This window comes from Paenibacillus sp. N119s (assembly GCF_059447605.1).
Window position 1 is genome coordinate 1 of record NZ_JCAJRU010000113.1, and the last position, 15,543, is coordinate 15,543.

The 15,543-nt window shown below is 41.9% G+C and carries 12 protein-coding genes and 1 pseudogene; 11 read left to right on the forward strand and 2 right to left on the reverse strand.

The window, feature by feature from the left end; translation table 11 throughout:
• Positions 1-308: 308 nt before the first annotated feature.
• The 7 genes and pseudogenes from AC5V8P_RS14195 (at position 309) to AC5V8P_RS14225 (ending at position 7,022) form a co-directional block, all read left to right on the forward strand.
• Positions 309-1,448: a serine hydrolase gene (locus tag AC5V8P_RS14195; RefSeq protein ID WP_064796260.1), complete on the forward strand. Its 1,140-nt coding sequence runs from the start codon at positions 309-311 to the stop codon at positions 1,446-1,448.
• Between the two features lie 1,008 nt (positions 1,449-2,456).
• Positions 2,457-3,296 (forward strand): annotated as a pseudogene (locus tag AC5V8P_RS14200) (transcriptional regulator); the annotation flags it as partial.
• A gap of 220 nt (positions 3,297-3,516) precedes the next feature.
• Positions 3,517-4,173: a response regulator transcription factor gene (locus AC5V8P_RS14205; protein WP_196771833.1), complete on the forward strand. Its 657-nt coding sequence runs from the start codon at positions 3,517-3,519 to the stop codon at positions 4,171-4,173.
• A 180-nt stretch (positions 4,174-4,353) separates the two neighbouring features.
• On the forward strand, positions 4,354-4,527 hold the full coding sequence (locus AC5V8P_RS14210; protein WP_081276761.1) for a gallidermin family lantibiotic: 174 nt from the start codon (positions 4,354-4,356) through the stop codon (positions 4,525-4,527).
• A gap of 156 nt (positions 4,528-4,683) precedes the next feature.
• Positions 4,684-5,412 (forward strand): ABC transporter ATP-binding protein, encoded by a 729-nt coding sequence (locus tag AC5V8P_RS14215; protein WP_063213081.1) that lies wholly within the window; start codon positions 4,684-4,686, stop codon positions 5,410-5,412.
• Positions 5,409-6,242 carry a DUF2705 family protein gene (locus tag AC5V8P_RS14220; RefSeq protein ID WP_063213080.1) on the forward strand — a complete coding sequence of 278 codons (834 nt, stop codon included), beginning with the start codon at positions 5,409-5,411 and terminating at the stop codon, positions 6,240-6,242. Before AC5V8P_RS14215 ends, AC5V8P_RS14220 begins: the two co-directional genes overlap by 4 nt.
• Before the next feature lie 12 nt (positions 6,243-6,254).
• Positions 6,255-7,022 (forward strand): hypothetical protein, encoded by a 768-nt coding sequence (locus AC5V8P_RS14225; protein WP_064796200.1) that lies wholly within the window; start codon positions 6,255-6,257, stop codon positions 7,020-7,022.
• A gap of 481 nt (positions 7,023-7,503) precedes the next feature.
• Here AC5V8P_RS14225 and AC5V8P_RS14230 read toward each other — a convergent pair whose 3' ends face one another.
• Positions 7,504-7,656, reverse strand: coding sequence for an IS3 family transposase (locus AC5V8P_RS14230; RefSeq protein ID WP_495473688.1), 153 nt, complete (start codon positions 7,654-7,656; stop codon positions 7,504-7,506).
• Positions 7,657-7,833: 177 nt separating this feature from the next.
• On the opposite strand from AC5V8P_RS14230, the gene AC5V8P_RS14235 reads away from it, so the two are divergent.
• From AC5V8P_RS14235 to AC5V8P_RS14245, 3 genes are all read left to right on the forward strand, one after another.
• Positions 7,834-11,019 (forward strand): lantibiotic dehydratase, encoded by a 3,186-nt coding sequence (locus AC5V8P_RS14235; protein WP_064796199.1) that lies wholly within the window; start codon positions 7,834-7,836, stop codon positions 11,017-11,019.
• Between the two features lie 92 nt (positions 11,020-11,111).
• Positions 11,112-12,884 carry an ABC transporter ATP-binding protein gene (locus AC5V8P_RS14240; RefSeq protein WP_495473689.1) on the forward strand — a complete coding sequence of 591 codons (1,773 nt, stop codon included), beginning with the start codon at positions 11,112-11,114 and terminating at the stop codon, positions 12,882-12,884.
• 16 nt (positions 12,885-12,900) lie between these two features.
• Complete coding sequence (locus AC5V8P_RS14245; RefSeq protein ID WP_064796197.1) at positions 12,901-14,283, forward strand: lanthionine synthetase C family protein; 1,383 nt, start codon at positions 12,901-12,903, stop codon at positions 14,281-14,283.
• A 492-nt stretch (positions 14,284-14,775) separates the two neighbouring features.
• Here the strand turns inward: AC5V8P_RS14245 and AC5V8P_RS14250 are convergent, their stop codons facing one another.
• Positions 14,776-14,937 (reverse strand): hypothetical protein, encoded by a 162-nt coding sequence (locus AC5V8P_RS14250; protein ID WP_155762527.1) that lies wholly within the window; start codon positions 14,935-14,937, stop codon positions 14,776-14,778.
• Positions 14,938-15,168: 231 nt separating this feature from the next.
• Between AC5V8P_RS14250 and AC5V8P_RS14255 the strand changes: the two genes are divergently transcribed.
• Positions 15,169-15,438, forward strand: coding sequence for a YciI family protein (locus AC5V8P_RS14255; protein ID WP_425280349.1), 270 nt, complete (start codon positions 15,169-15,171; stop codon positions 15,436-15,438).
• Positions 15,439-15,543: the final 105 nt, after the last annotated feature.

A 15,543-nucleotide genomic window follows, 5' to 3' on the forward strand; every position in this document is an offset into this window, starting at 1 on the left:
ATTGGAGAGACTTGTAATATTAAAACACGCCACTTGGGGGCGTGTTTTTGTATTTGAAAACCTACCTCCAGCACCTATAAAAAATGCACTCTTCTCTAGTAGTCTAAACGTCTTATTCACCACCATTTTGCTATAATTAATAAAAGTCTTAAACCGTTTGCACAATATCTATGATATTGCCTCATTGAGGAAACCGTATAGGTGATTAAGTGTATGATTTTATTGCTTCTAAAAGAACAGTAATTCTTGGGGGAACTGAGACGACTTATGTGAAACTTATCCTAAGCGTCTCCATTAAGGAGCAAAATATGATAATCATTGTATTTATAGTAGCTATGATTTTAATATTTGTTTTCATATTTATCATATTTTTTTTAATTGCGAAGCACCAGAATAATCAGAAAACAGAAATGGATGTTCTTAACTTTTTAATAGAAAATCCGAGTAAAGCTTCTTTATACATGATCAAAAATGGTATGGTGAAAATCAGCTACAATTCAGAAATTAAAATGCCGCTTGCCAGCACTGCAAAAGTGATCATTGCTATTGAGTTTGCTCGCCAAGTAGCGGCAAAATTATTAGACGAACATGAACTTGTGGCTTTAGAGGAACTAAATAAATTTTATATTCCTAGTTCGGATGGCAACGCTCATAATAACTGGATTAAATGGATTAAGTCAAACCATAAAGAGGTTCAAGGGAAAATTACGTTATTTGAAATTGCTAGAGGTATGTTAGCGTACAGTTCCAATGCCAATACAGAATTTTTGATAGCGAGAATGGGATTAAGTGAGATAAATGATAATATAATAAAACTCTCACTTTCGTCACATGATAAAATCTTTCCCTTTTCATCTGCGGGTTTAATGTCCTCCTATATACAAGAAACAGAAAAAATGTGCTTTAAAGAATCAATACAAAAAATAAGTGAAATGACCTACGAGGAATACATGAAAAAATCCAGCGAAATACACCAAATATTAAATAGCGATGAGAGAATAGGATGTATTCAGAAATGGAACACCAAGCAGATTTATACACGAAGGCTTCAAGTTCTACAATCGCGAAGGCTTCCTCGTTCTACAACTAAGGAATATGCTCATATAATGAAGCTTATACACAAGGAGGAGTTAGTTCCTTCTTCTATAAATCCATATTTAAAACTGTTAGTTCAGCGACAAGTGAATAACTCCAAGCTAATAGAGTTTGGAAATAAAGGTGGATCTACCATTTCTGTTTTAACGGAGGCTTTATATTGCACAGATCGAGAAGGAAATGAATTTCAAATAGCCATGTTTATTCAAGATGAATCTGGGGTGGATCATATTTGGCTCAAGCAGAAGCTTGATTTGTTTTTTTACAAATTATTGACGGATACTGAATTTCAAGAAGAGGTAAGCAGCAAATTAACATATGATAAGGGAAGAAGTGATTGTTTTATTCAGTAAATCAGTAATATATTTGGTCTCTCATCATATTGGAGTGTGGAGACAACCGTAGTTGTAGAACCCACCTGTATTTAAGAAACAGGTGGGATTATACGGTTTTTATAATTTAGGAGATTACCAGCGAAGTTGACACCATCCGCAAAGTAGATATTATCAAATGGGAAATCTATTAATTACCTCATTGTATTCCTCTTGATCATTAGTGATTGCAGTTTAATAGAATTTTAATGCCTTACGGCTTTCATGATCTGAATACGGTTGTATGAGTTCATCATCAGTGCCTTACTTTTATAGCCAGGTTAAGAGAAAATGTCGCAGCTTTTGTGGAGACAGATTTTGAGTCATGCTGGCAGCTTCCGAAGATTTGGTTAGGATTTTGCAGACTCCCCAATCGGTGTATTTCTTCTTTTTGGAATCAGCATGCACGGTCAACATTTCCTTGAACGAATAAGGGAATGGTACAATACGATCCTTCTTCCCCTTGCCACTATTAATGCGGTCTGACAGTAACGGAAATCAACATCGACTAACTTGATATTAATCAGTTCACTGACCCGAACGGCCATATACAAAAGTGTCTTAACGATCATCATGTCTTGAAAATTCTTCACTTGCCAGACAACATCATAAGATCGCTTTAGCTCCTCTTCTGTGGGTACATAGGGGAGCTTCTTTGCTGCTTTGGGCACCTCGACTTCCAACTCTGCACGAAGGTGCTGGAAAAAGCTCTTCAGATAAGCATAGTTTGGGCGTTTTGATGTAAACCAAGCATTTCTGTTGCAAATTCGGATAAGCATCGGTCATGCCTGGTTACGGTCTAATAGCACAGGGGCGTTTTCCAATCAGCAATATATAGATCGAAACGTTTGCAAAGTATCTAAATAGGCATCGTGAGTAAATTTTGATATGTATATGATTTTATTCTAAAAAATGGTATGATAAATTGCGGAAAGAACTGTGCGATTCATCTGATTGCAGTAGTTCTCGTTTCATGATTTGATTTTCTTTATGTTCCTGATAAGGGGTGGTCATTTTGACAATACACCTACAGTTTCGGCAAAGTTTGATTATTATCTAAAACAAAATGATATGACACTGGCTCAATTTGCGAATATTCAGTTGTCCATCAAAGAACACTTAGTAATTGGATTATTCGCATCGTTCTGTTTCCGTGCAGCAGCTTGATCGAATCACTGTGGCTATAGGTTTACCGGAAGGTCACTTTTACGATCTATACATAGAAAACTACATCATTGACCTCTCCCAAAACATGAGACGAATTGAACCATTGTTATATCGTTGTACGGAGCTGAATAGGCTGGAAGCGATCCGTCGAATGATTGGACTTATGTACTTTCCCAGACTATATCAAATTGCAGAGACATTATTTTCACAGCGACAACATGCTGCTGCACGGATGCTCTATTAGAATGTGGCAGAAGTAGAAAAATACCAGCACTCCGAGCGCTTAGCAGTCTGTCAGTACCGTATTTTCTCGATTCAGATTGGAGACAATCAAAGCCGAAATCCAATATTTGATGAAACATCAACAAGAAAGTCGAGGGCGTGATGATTCTGCCAAGAAGCTAAGTTTGTCCCATGTTTGAGTACATCACCTATGCTGATCTATTGTGTGCTAGTGTCTGTGAAGCCCAAGGCGATTATCAACAAGCTCTACAATATACATATAACTACGCTGATTTAGATTGGGTCTTAGAGACTGATGAGGATACCCCACACTGGATTGGTTTGTTTCAACAATGGGCGGAAGGTAATACTTACACATTTAGGCTTTTATCAGAAGATATAAATGAACTACATGATTATGTTGAATATATCGCTGCAACATGAGGTAGTTCCAGCGTAGCTGATACCGCTTCTAGTAGATGAACGTATTTTTATGGGTAACATCTCTGGTGCTGTTGATTGTTGCATTTCAAGGAGGCCCATACGTTTAAGAAAACGTCGTCTAGTACCAAAAATCACAAAATGAACAGGAGGTACTTGCTGCGCTAAAAAATATACCTTTAGGTATGAGATTTGGGAATACTGCGTGGCTATGCAAATTATGGGGGATATCGGTGTGTTACATGTGGAGACTGATTCGGTATGGCGTGATTTAATCTGCGAATATGTGAAGCAGCAGCCAGATATGAAATATATCGCAGGTATAGCAACGGAGAAGGAAGCCATTCATTTTGCAGAACAGTATAAAGTCGATGTTATCGTGATGGATGTAACACTGACCTCTTCCCAGTACGATGGGTTGGATGCAGTGAGAGAGATTTTGATGAGAAAACATATTAGCATTATTATTTTATCTTCAGAAGATAATTTGGAAGTGATTGCAGACTCCTTTAGCGTTGGAGCCGTCAATTATATTAAGAAGAAGAACTATACGGATATTGCTGCGGCTATTCGCGATGCGTATCATAATCGCGTAGCAATTCACCCCGACGCTGCTAGGGTGCTGCGCGATGAGTTCCGCAAACTAAGATTGGAAGAGCTTAAATGCTCCCTTACGCGGACCGAGCGACAAGTAATCGCGTATTTGCACGAAGGGTACTCTAAATCAAAAATAAGCGAAGTTCTGCATGTTGAACAGGAAACAATAAAAACACATGTGAAACATATACTCACAAAGCTAGATGTGAATAGTTGCAAAGACGCAGTCAAAGTAGCAAGACGGCGAGGATTGTTTGACAACAATTACATTATGCGATAGGGGGATAAAAATGTAACCCTAGTAAAAAACGGAATCTATAATATAATTTGTAATAGGGGAGTTGGATCGCGCTATCTGTATTGGCGCCGGTATAGATTGCTATCACTGCTTCTCTAATTAGGAAGTTGTCTAGTTTGGTGAAATACCAATAGACAATGAAAATCTTAGGAGGTAGTTATTATGTCTAATAATCAATTTGATCTTGATGTACAAGTAAGCAAAAATGTTGGTAAAATCGAGCCTCAAGTTACCAGTGTGTTTGCTTGCACTCCAGGATGTATTACTGGACCGAATTGTGGATCTAGTGAGTGCGGAACTGTACCTTGTGGTAAAACAACGTCGAAATATTGTTAATAAAAACCAAGTATGATCATATGTAGTCAGTAATGGTAACGTTCTGCAGGCTTCTGTCTAGTTGTTAGTCGTGTGGGCTAATGCAAGACAGAGGTCTGCACTTTTTTGTAGTGAAATGAAGAGAGAAACCAATATAGCATACAGAGGTGTGAACTGATGACCAAGCTGATTCTGGAAGTGGATCGTGTGACGAAGCGAATAGGTAATAAGACTCTTATTCAAGAGACGTCCTTTAAATTGGAAAAAGGTATGATCTACGGATTTATAGGCCCTAATGGAGCAGGAAAAACAACATTAATGCGATTAATGACAGGGCTTATCCAGCCAACAAGCGGAGCGATTCGCATTGGGACATATGATGTGCAAAAACAGAGAAAACAGGCACTAGCTAATGTAGGAGCGATTATAGAATCCCCCATCTTTTTTGAGTATATGACCGGAAGGCAGGTGCTTCGAAATTTATCTCGATTGCACTCTGAAATTCGCTCTGCAGATCGAGAAAAGCACATCGATCAGTTGCTCCAGAGTGTGGAATTGCAGTCCCGAGCAGATGATAAAGTGAAGACTTATTCGTTAGGGATGAAGCAACGATTAGGTATTGCGCAAGCTATGTTAGGGTCCCCCGACCTGCTGCTTTTGGATGAGCCATCCAATGGACTTGATCCGCTAGGTATGCGGGAACTTCGTAATCTGATCCTCCGGCTGAGGGAATCACGAGGTTTATCATTCTTCGTATCCAGCCATCTTCTAGATGAGCTGCAACTCATGTGTGACCAACTTATTGTTATTCGAGCAGGGGTGGTCATATGGACGGGGAATGTGAATGATTTGATTGTGGATGGTCAGAGGCTAGAAGATGCATTCTTGGAGTTGATGTTGTCATGAAAGTGTTAATCAGGATTGAATTCGAAAAGTTGATCCATCAGAAATGGGCATGGTTCATATTAGTTTCTTGCATTCCGTTTGCTTATGCACTGATAACATATTTTGTATGGGTTGATCAGCGACATTTACCTGATAGCCCATTCTATGTAGCTGCGAGCATGTCGGCATCGAGAGGGATGAAAGAAAGTATATATTTATTTGGGAATTTAATGGTCGCGCTGTTGGCTGGTCTCTTATACACAGAAGAGTTTCAGGGTGGTAAATTGCGAATGTTTTTTTTAAGAAGCTATTCTCGGGGTCAAATCTTTGTTAGCAAATGGATGATAATGAATTTATTCATCCTGTTGATGATGGTTATTTTAGGCGTATCGTTTACGATTTTTGGCGTAATGAAACTTCCATCTCCCCCAGAGGTAATGATATCAGGGAATAGGATTTCTTCCACAAATGTTGCAATACTATTCTATACTTTGAAACAATATGCACTTGATTTCGCTACCTTGATCGGGGGAGGCGGTTTGTTTATTTGGATCGCCATGTACTGTAGGACTGCGGCCCGTACAATTGGTATTGCGATGATCTATATCATTATATCAATATTTGCTACAAGTATTTTCGATCCGGGAAGTCCTTTAATAACGGAAAATGCATTCTTGCTTGCCTTGATTTATGCAGGGTTGATTCCAGGTATGCAGGTTGTTGGTGTCGAGAGGGCATTGTCAGGCGATGAATATGCACAAATTTCCATAGCAGTGGGTTTAGTTATTTACTTTTTCGTATGTATTGTAGCTGCTCGTAGAAAATTTACGAGAGCAGATTATTTAAATTAGGAGTGTTGGCGTGTGAACACTGGCTTGTGGATCAGTGAACTGGAACGGATATGGAAGGGGAAGCGGATTCGAGCGTTTGGATGTGTTTATCTACTCGCTCTATTGATCGATATTGGATTTTTACGTCTAACAGGCGGTATTAAAATTGACCTAAGCTCGTGGTTTTCGGTTGATGCACTAAATCTGCCCGTATTCATTATGAAGGATATGTCGTTCTTGTTGCAATTGTTTGTGTTGCCCGGCTTATTTGTAGAGTCGCTTGCTGATGAGATACATTCGGGTGCGTATCGCATATATATGTTACGTTCGTTCGATCGCTATCAGCACTGGCTAGTTAAATTACTTACACAGATCGTTTTGATTGTCTCGTTTATCTTTGGGACAACGCTGGTCTCTCTAGCGTGTGGATGGTTGTTCTTTTCTCATCCGCAATCGACAGTGGTGTATTTAGTGCCAGAATCGATTGGATATGGCAAGGTGTTGTGGCTAACGATCCAATACGATCTCCTTCTTGTACTGACTAGCATTGCGGTGCTTGTGATATGCAGTGTTTTTTCTATCCTTATTACACGAGTTTCAATTGTGTATGCATGCACTATTTTAGGGTTGCTTGGCAGTTACGTCATCGTCTCTGAACTTCGTTTTCTGCATGATCCGTTTGTCAGTATTTTGAGAGTACTTTGCGGACAAGGAAGTATGATCTTCTGGATGTATTTAACCGGGATTATTGTGATATGTCCAATCATCAGTTTCTGGATTTGGAGTAAGAGAGGAATGTAAAGCACACATATGAAACCATGAAATGAAAAGAAGAAGCCCCCACGAAAGGAAGACAGAAAAAAGGTAATCCGCTGTTTGTTTTAGGGTGTTGTAAATTTTAGGGTGTAGTAAAGGTGAACGAATAGACTGGACACATAGAATTGAGAAGATTACACCGTGAGACGGTACACATGTTCACATTGGCTGGACGTTAAGTAACGGATGGCAGAATGAATTCGTTTGCCATTATAGAAGCAGGTAATTACTCGAATATGCTCTTCATGGCTTGTACACGCATTATCGTAGCAATTTGCCCTAGCTGCTCAGTTGCTTTTCATCCCGTATTTCTGTAATCGTGCCTGGTATTCCAGGAAGGCCACGATCTGAATGGTGGAGAACTTCGTCGCGCGGTCCAGCATATTTTCATGTACGGGGAAGTTACGCTTAGAGTTCGTAGTTGCTTTATACTTCTTGATGGTTCACGATTTCAAGCCCAGTTCTTTCATGATGCTTCCTCAACGGTTTTTCCCGTCACATAAACGCGTTGCTGCTCTAGCGCTTCCTTGAATTTTCGGCTACCGTAAAGGCGACGCGATTTCAAAAAGATTCGGCGTATGCGTTGCTCGAGCTCAGACATTTTTGGGTATTTACCCATTTTATTATAGGTAACATTGATCACCTTCTATTTGATTCCCGCTGTTACGTGCTTTCAAAATTTAGGATTATAAAAGATTACGGGTATGTGTCGAATGTAAAGAGGTCTGCAAGTATTTAGACTCTATAACTACTCCCTAAATCTCTTATTTTCAGTCCGCTAAAACTAGGAGGAAAAATGACAAAAGAACCCAATATATATCGCGCACTGGATTTTTTTATGGTTCGCACGCCTGTTTTGCCGTTCGATTTGTTTATAAAGTGTTTTCCTTCCGATTGGAAAGACCAAGAAGAGCTTAAGCGTTTTTCGCTAAATAAACTTGTCGAATTATCCAATGACTCGATTATTCGCGAAGCGATTGCGGTAGCGAGCCCGAGCTTGCTTGAGTCACTTTCTCATCTTGGCAATGACCAGAATGCACGAAAGAAAGCGCAGGCTATCAAAGGTTTTATGCGCTATCTGCTCCGCATGATGACGCGTCCCACACCATTTGGCCTGTTTTCCGGTGTGACATATGGGCAATTCGCCGAACAGTCGCAGATGAACATAGAAGGCATCGCTACGTATCGCAAACGAGTGCGACCAGATATGGAATGGTTGTTAAAGATTGTTGATAAAATCGAGAAGCAACGTGAAGTTGTAGTTCAGCTTCGTATTCAGCGCAACTCTCTTATCTACCGTCAAGGCGAACGAGCAAAAATTCCTTATGTAGCTAGATATGGCGATCTCGGCGTCGGAGAAAGTGATAGCGTATCTGTACGAGCCTCTGCAGTATTCGATCTGGTGATGGAAGCTAGTATAAATCCAATTCCGTACCTAGAACTCGTATCCCGGATTAAGAGTGCTTTCATGGAGGCAGAATTAGATACGATTCATCACTACATTTGGCAGCTTTTTGAACAAGAATTTTTAATTTCGGAATTGCGACCTCCGACGACGAGTATAGAGCCCTTCGATCATATCCTGTCTGTGTTGGATGGGGTGGAGGGTATAGATGAATGGAAGGTTGCTCTCAATGAAATTCGTCGGAATATTCGCTCGTATAATAACCGATTAATTGGGCAGGGCGAGGAGCAATTACTTCAGTTGCGACAGATGATGCATGCTTTGGCTGAGGTGAAGACGACGGTACAGGTTGACTTGTCCTTGGAAGATCGATCCGTGACCTTGCCCTATCAGGTTCGTGAGGATGTTGAGAAAGTTGCACAATTGTTTAGTCGAATTTCTACACGTAAGTACCGACACCTGGAGGAATACTGTAATGAATTCATAGAGAAATACGGCCCGTATCGGGAGATACCAATTTTGGAGTTGCTGGATGAGGAGATTGGGCTAGGGCCACCAGCCACCTATCAAAATCCGAGTAGCGTTCATAGGCAGTTAAAGAATCCGAGTGTGCCATTTAGTACGAAGTGTGAACAATTACTCTTCAAGTGGTTCGTCTCGTGTATGCATCAGGGTGAACAAGAGATCGTTCTCACGAACGAAAGAATTCAACAGATCTTGGAGGATGAATCTGATAAAACCACCAGTGAGTTAATTCCTACTCCGTCAATGGAACTCTACTTTTTAATGGTTGTCCAGGATCGGGAAGCACTCAATCGCGGAGAGTACACGTTAGTACTTGGACCGAATCCTGGATCGAGTGGTGCGGGGAAAACGTTCGGACGATTTATTGATTTAATGGGTGTCTCGTTTAAAAACATGTTCAATGAGATTCATAAGGAAGAGCAACGCCTATCACCAGGTAAACTGCTTGCAGAGATTTCGTACTTACCCAGTGCAGCGAGATCGACGAATGTCGTTCTCACGGAAAATTTTCGCACGTATGAAATCGGAATTGGCACGAATCACACTGTACCAGAGGATCAACAGATTCATGTGTCCGATTTGATGGTTGGGGTGCGAAACGATAAATTTTATTTGAAGTCACGCAAGCACAATTGCGAAGTGATCCCGACAGCTGGGCATATGTTGAACTACCAGGGTGCGCCGAATGTGTACCGATTTCTGGTGGAAGTTAGTCAGGAAGGGTATCGACAATGGTCGACATTACAATGGGGAGTAATGGATCAATCCCCTTATACTCCGCGTTTAAGATATGGGAACATCGTGCTAAGTCCAGCGACATGGCGTATACAATTGAGTGGCAAGACATCTGAGCGCGAGAGCGAGGAGCAATTGGAGCTTCTGGTTAGGGAATTTAGTATGCAGTGGAAAGTACCTCGGTATGTGTATATGACTCAATTCGATAATCGTATCTTGTTCGATATGGAGCATCCTCTGCATGTGGAGGAGATCTGCAAAGACTTGAAGTCAAAAGGTCAAGTGACGCTGATCGAGCATATAGGGGGATTCGAGGATATGCCGATCCAGCGGAGCGATGGGCACTTGACGGCGGAATTTGTCTTCCCGCTTGTTAGACGCACGGAAGAGATGGATCTGACCCAAGCGGAAGTGGCGGTAAGTAAGGAGACAGAAATCTCTCGCCAGACTGTTGTTGATGCATCGCAGCGTGTGCAGTTGCCGGGTGGATCGTGGTTCTATGCCAAGTTCTATGGGATAGACAGTCGCCAAGATGAGTTCATTGGTCGTCAGTGGGGAGATTTTGTTCAGAAATGCCGTGAGGCAGGTGTAATTGAACAAGCGTATTTCATTCGTTACTCCGATCCAACCCGTCATATTCGGGTACGGTTCAACATGCCAAGCGGTAATGACATATCTTCGTTCATCCCATTCTTCCATGAATGGACGACTATGTTACTTCAAGATGGAATGATAAATAAGGTTGTTGTGGATACGTATGAACCAGAGATCGAACGATATGGTGGACCTGAGCTTATGCGATTAGCAGAACATATGTTTGCTTGTGATAGCGATGTCACAGCGAATTTGGTTCGGTTGCTTCGATTTAAGCAGATCCAGCTAAGTCAGGAGGTCGTGGCGGTGTGTAGTGTGATACAATACATGACTCAGTTTGGTTACAACGAGCAGGAGGTTTACGAACTCCTCAATGAGCGCTTCGATGTAAAAGAATATCTGGATGACTTCCGTAATGAACGGCGTTTATTCTTGCAGTTGTTAGGGAGGGATTCATCCGAATTAACACCATTGCATGAAGAAGGTAAGCTGATTCATCAGATTGGTCAACACAGGGAAGAGGCTGTCAAGCGGTATCAGCAAGTACTTCTTGAGCATGAGCGGCAGGGCACTCTTATGAACAACAAAGACGATATCCTGTTCAGTGTGATTCATATGTACTTAAACCGCTTAATTGGGATTGATCGAGATAAAGAACGTAAGGTAATGATTATGGCTCGTCATGCCCTTAATAGCTTGTTGCAATATTGGAGGAAGAGCTAATGTGCTTTATTTGGAAGGGATGTCAGCATGAATTAGCTTCACTCTGGAAGACGGTGCGACATGGGCTGCAGCTCTTCCGTTTGATTTTCCGCATGAATAAAAAGTATATGATTCCAAGTATGATACTACACATCATTCAAGGTGCTGTGCCTGTGATGACATTAATGGTTACACAGAATTTGTTGAATAGTGTTTCCGTGGGATGGAAAGAAGGGGAATACAGGGTACTTTCTCATTTTGTTTGGTTCATCGTCATCTATGTTTTGAAGAATTTCATCGACGTCGCTCAAAGTTATGTGGAGGGGAACCTTCAGGCGGTCATTTCCAATTCGATGAATATCATGATCTGTGAGAAATCAACCACGTTGGGATTGGCCGATTTTGAGAATGCTTCGATTAATGATCAATTAAAAAGGGTTTCACAAGAATCTACTTATCGCCCCTATCAATTGTATAGCCAGATGGCTGGCATAACTTCTGGAATCATTACACTTATTTCATCTGCTATCCTACTTGTTCTGTGGAAATGGTGGGTGGTGCTCGTGATTTTCATAATATCAACGTTTTCTATCTATTCGATTTTCAAAATCAATCGAGAACAGTTCCAAGTCTACTTGGATCGTACTCCGAAGTATCGAGAATCGTGGTACATGACGTATCTCTTAACAAACGATAGTACATTTAAGGAAGTGAAAATATTCCAACTGGGTTCTTACTTGTTAAACCGGTACCGCGATTTGTTGCATGGCTTCTTCCTTGTGGATCGTCGCATATTGCTGAAGCGAATTCGAGTTACTTTTCTGTACGATATGTTAGAAATGGTAGCATTGTTCTGGTTAATTGGGCTTGCAATTCACGAGACATTTATAGGAGCGATGATGATCGGGAGTTTGTATGGGTATATCCAAGCGATTATGCTCACGCAGAACCAGATGAATGGGGTTATTCAGGGGCTTGTCCAGTTCTCACAGAACAATCTTTACATGGAGCAGTTGCTCTTGTTCTTGCAATTGCCTACGTCGGATCCTGTTAATCGACAGAAACAGTTGCCCAGTGCAACAGAGCTATCGTGTCAGGCAAATGCAAGTGTCCAGATTACACAGATTTCGTTCGATCAGGTATCTTTCGCTTATCCAGGACAAGATTCGGATACGATTCGAGAAGTGGATGTGACATTCAAGAAGGGGCAGACTGTGGCTATTGTAGGGAAGAATGGTTCGGGTAAGTCCACACTCATGAAGCTGTTAATGCAATTGTACAAGGATTATCGTGGTACCATCCAAGTCAATGGCCGTAATGTTCTCGACTACGATCTGCAAAAAGTCCAAGAACGTATGGGGGTTGTGTTTCAAGATTTTGTTCACTATGAAATGTCGGCTCGCCATAATATTGGCTTCGGCTCATTGGCTGAACTCGAACAAGATGAGCGATTGATGGATGCAGCCAAAGTTGCAGCTATTGACCAAGTGATTGCGAATTTGCCAAACGGTCTCGATACACAACTTGGCAAATGGTTCGATGAAGGACATCAACTTTCGGGCGGACAGTGGCAACGTATTGCAATTGCAAGAGCCATTCTGCGAAGTGCGGATGTATATATTCTAGACGAGCCGAGCTCGTTCTTGGATCCATTGGCTGAACGAGACTTACTGCAATTGTTCATGCATTTAATGAGAGACACGATAGGGATTTTCATTACACATCGTATCTCGTCAGCGCGTCTAGCCGATCAGATTTTAGTCATGGAGGACGGCCGGATCATTGAGCAGGGATCGCATGCTGAATTGATACGTTTAGGTGGGGTATATGCGCAGATGTATCAAGTGCAAGCAAGTTCATTTGCAGAAGAAGTTGCGGTGAATTAGAAGGGGATGATTGAGGATGAAAGCGGCAAGTGCGGTATCGACACAATGGATCCCATTAAGTGGGGAAGTCAGGAAGCAAGTAGCACAAGTGTTGCAGGCGATTGTGCAGCGTTATAAGGATCCTGATCAAGTACGTGCCCAGATGAAGCAGGTTCCTGGGCAAGTGATTGAAGGGAAACAGGTAGCACGATGGTCAGACACAAGCTTCTCGGGTGGATTTACAGGTATTTGTGTATTAATGGGACAACTGGATCAGTTATATCCTGATAACGGTTGGGATATGTTAGGGCATAGTTACCTGCAAAAGATCCAACAGGTAATCGAACAGCAAGGTATTCATACTCTATCTCTATACAGTGGGTTAGCGGGTATTTTGCTAGGCGTCCGTGCTCTGTCACGAAAGAATACGCGCTACCAAGGCATGCTAGATACACTGGCTAGTTGGTTCGAGGAAGCTGTGTTAAATTATGTAGAGATATGCAAAAACCAGTGGGAAGAAGGGCAATTGCGTATTAGTCAGTACGATACAATCGAAGGTTTGACAGGAATTGCACGAGTTGTGTTGGCTTTCTCAGATCGACCGCAGATGAAGATTATCTGGCAACGGATTGTTGAAGTATTCCATATCTTCTGCGGGGAAAAAGATTATCAAGGACATCGGATCCCTGCTTGGCATATCCTGTCTGCGAATCAGTTCCTCGAACATGAAAAAGTGCAGTATCCAAATGGGAATTTTAACCTGGGCCTATCCCATGGTATCTCAGGACCGCTGGCTTTTCTGAGTCTATCGCAATTGCAGGGCATGACAACAGAAGCGATGCGTGCAGATCTGCGGCGGCTCACCGAGTGGATATGTCGATGGCGAGTGAGCGGTGAAGCAGGAACGTTATGGCCGGGGCGAGTCGCTGTTGAAGAGGTACTTCAGGGTGAATTGCATCCGAGCAGTATCCGAGACCCGTGGGACTCCTGGTGCTATGGGGTGCCTGGGATTGCACGATCCATCTGGCTAGCTGGGCAAGCGATGCATAATCAGGAATGGAGCGCAATTGGGTTGCAGGCGTATGTAGACATTGAGAATCGCATCCAGACCATGGGAGGACTCACCGCCTCTACCTTGTGTCACGGTATAGGAGGCCTGCTTCATATGGTTCAACGTATGTATTCGGATACGGGTCATGTGAAGCTTGGTGCGATTCGTGATGAACTAGTTTTGGCTGTGCTGGATAAGTATGCGGCAGAGTCGAAGTTTGGTTATTATGATGAATATTTTGTAAATGGCAAGTATGAGCAAGTGGATGAAGCGGGCTTTTTGACGGGTGCCGCGGGCGTGGCACTTGTGCTAGCTTCTTTGCTTTGCGAGGAAAGCCCGGATTGGGATATGGCTTTGTTGATACGATAGGTTAACACCACACCACCGGACACCGCCAGGGCTGATGACAAAAGGGTCCGTGAAAAAATCTTCAGACCCTTTATGCATGTTCACAAACGATGTGATTCTTCATTGGTCTGGCTAGAGCTTCAAGCATTCGTAGAATGTTCAGGGACAACGTCGAGAAGAGGCAGTACTCCTGTACATTACGGACATTCCTCTTATGGGTTTTCACAAGATTATGGGCTGGTATTATGGTCCCGAAAGCTCCTTCGCATTAAATACTGAGAAGGCGCATATGTGTCGCCCAAAAATACCAGTCATCCCAAAACACTTTCGCTTTCTCAGGCGTTTCCTGCTTCCATAACTTCGAAAATGAGCTCAAGTGAGACGCTTTCGCCGTTTTCAGATCTTCATCCTTAAGAATCTCAGCTTGTTTTAAAAGACAAACCCTAGTTCGATGAGCGAAGAAAAATGTGGTAGTGAATAAGACGTTTAGACTACTAGAGAATAGTGCATATTTTATAGGTGTTGTAGGTACGTTTTCAAATCATAACCACCCGTCAGACGGGTGGTTTGCTCTGAGGCTATAAGCCTCTGGTTTTCCTGCTCTTGAATATACTTTCTAATGGTTGCCTCAAACATCCACTTGGTATGTGCCATGCCATCTCTGCTTTGTGCCACAAAAACCACCTTCTCCTTTCGTTATACATAGTAGCTTGAACACTCCTATTATAACGACTGCATCAGGTGGTTTTTTGTTTCGCACGCTTTGCGTACTCAACTGGCTAAAGCCACTAAAATTGACCAAATTCCCTTGTAGTTGCATTTCATCTTTGAGGGCTTTTATTTTAATAGCTAACGCTGTAATATCTTCTTAAAGGAACGTCAGATATTTTTTATTACAAGGGAAATATGGAGGGGAAATCAGTGAGTTACTTTTTATTAATTACTACACGAACAAACAAGTTCAATGCAGATGATATCGAAGGGCACTATGACCATCTGGAAAAGTTGAAGAAAGAGGGGCTTCTTGAAAAGTATGGTCCATTTAGTGATGGAACGGGAGGCGCTTATTTGATTAAAGCAGCGTCACTTGAGGAGGCGACAAAGATTGGAAATTTAGATCCGCTCATTCAAAATGGCTCTTCTACATTGACAATAAAGGAATGGCTGTTGCGTTAAATTCCATCTAACAAGGTCACGACAAAAAACTAATGTATCCTTTTGGTGTTAAATGGAAAATAAGGACTATGATTTTCTGAAAATGAAAAGTATGGTCCTTTTTTT